Here is a 1,795-nt window from a genome sequence, read left to right as displayed (position 1 = left end):
GAGGAGCACATTCTCCAACTATCCCTATTCTACGGGACAAATCTCATGTATTTGCGAAGTTTTGACAGTCAAGCTGTCACGGATTTATTAAACCCGGATTTCGACGATTGTGTCCTCGTGCACCGACCTGAATAATTGAAAAGGCGCTCCCCGTAAGGCTAAGATGAGTTTGTCGAGAACCACATCGTTTGCCAGAAAGGAGCACCTTTTGGGTGAAACAATCTAATCATACACGAAGTCAATACGCTCGGAAAAGCTGTACGATACATACTCGCTACGATTTGAATGGCGCCACCTCCTTTGGCGGTGCAACTGGTCTCATAGATTTCGTTTTGGGAACGGGTATTGACAGGGAGTTTTGGGTACATGAATTACGCAAGGGTAGAAACACCCAGTTCCACATGGACGATATTGCTTTGACCGTGATTTTCGGTTCCTTGCTGGGTCAGGAACGGATTTTCCACTTTGAGGACATCGAACAAGATCCCCTGTTGAAGCTGAAGTTGGACGTGCCGAAACTGCCTGATACGTCTCTGTTGTATAAGGACATGAAGCGGCTCGGTTCCGACAATGGCATCAAAGCGATACGTTCGGCGCATAGACAAATCCTAAAGTCACTTCTCCCCAAAGGACAAGGCATCGTGGTCGATATCGACTCCTCTGTAGAGACTGTTTATGGTGCGCAGCAACAGTCCGCCGTTGGATATAATCCACACCATCACGGACGGGCGAGTTTCCATCCCTTGCTGGCGTTTGATTCACTCACTGGTTGTTGTCTCTATGATGATTTGCGCTCTGGTGACGCTCATACATCCGATGGATTTGCGGATTTCTACAAGGCGATAAAAGACCAGTTGCCGGATGGCGTCAACATTCGCGCCGTCCGCATGGATAAAGTGTTTACCGGGGAAAAAGTGTTTCAGATATTGGAGCAAGACAAGCGAGATTACGTGATCAAACTGAAGTGGACCAAACGACTCGCACAGTTGGCGCTAGCGCCAAATCTCCTCTGGCACTGCATCACGGTGAGTGACCGGGAACATTGCGATGCTGCTTCCATCATGTATCAGGCAACATCCTGGGACAAGCCTCGTCGGGTCGTGATTTTGCGTCGCTTAGACATTGACCCACAGGAGTGCCTGTGTGCGGATTGGCTCTGGGAATACGAGGCGATTGCCACAACGCTTGACTGGAGCGGCGAGGATGTATGGCACTTCTACAATTTTCGTGGTAACGCTGAGAATCACATCAAGGAAGCCAAATATGGATTCGCCATCGACCAATTCTCCAGCCAAAATTTCGATGCCAACAAAGCGCTGCAAGGTCTAAAGCTACTTGCGTATAATCTACTCCTGCTGTACAAGCACGTCGCGCTTCAACCGGGGGTGCGGCAGTGGACCGCCGGACGGCTCAGACGAAGACTATTCCATCTACCTGGGATTCTGGTTCGTCATGCACGCCAGTGGAGCATTCGTCTTCCAGTGTATGCAAAGCATCGGTCGTTGCTCATGCTTCATGCCGCCACGTAGACTTTTCTTCCAACTGAAAAAGTGGAGTTCATAGCCCGGCTTGGGGAGGGGGGAATTGTGTCCATTGCTCTAGTTACCGTACCATGATTTCGACGTGATCGTTAACAAATCCACTAAATACTGGAGAATAGACTCCAGTTACTGACCTCAATCACCTAATCGTCGAAATCTGGGTTTAATAAATCCGTGACAGCTTGACTGTCAAAACTTCGCAAATACATGAGATTTGTCCCGTAGAATAGGGATAGTTGGAGAATGTGCTCCTC

The 1,795-nt window shown here is 49.0% G+C and carries 1 protein-coding gene; it reads left to right on the top strand.

Annotated features, from left to right (window positions below; all coding sequences use genetic code 11):
• Window positions 1-212: 212 nt before the first annotated feature.
• On the top strand, window positions 213-1,529 hold the full coding sequence (locus BUA75_RS15330; RefSeq protein WP_072875511.1) for an IS1380 family transposase: 1,317 nt from the start codon (window positions 213-215) through the stop codon (window positions 1,527-1,529).
• Window positions 1,530-1,795: the final 266 nt, after the last annotated feature.

This window comes from Alicyclobacillus tolerans, from assembly GCF_900142255.1.
GTDB classification, from domain to species: Bacteria; Bacillota; Bacilli; order Alicyclobacillales; family Alicyclobacillaceae; genus Alicyclobacillus_I; species Alicyclobacillus_I tolerans.
Note: the sequence above shows the minus strand (reverse complement) of the source record. Positions and strands in the feature narration are given on the sequence as shown.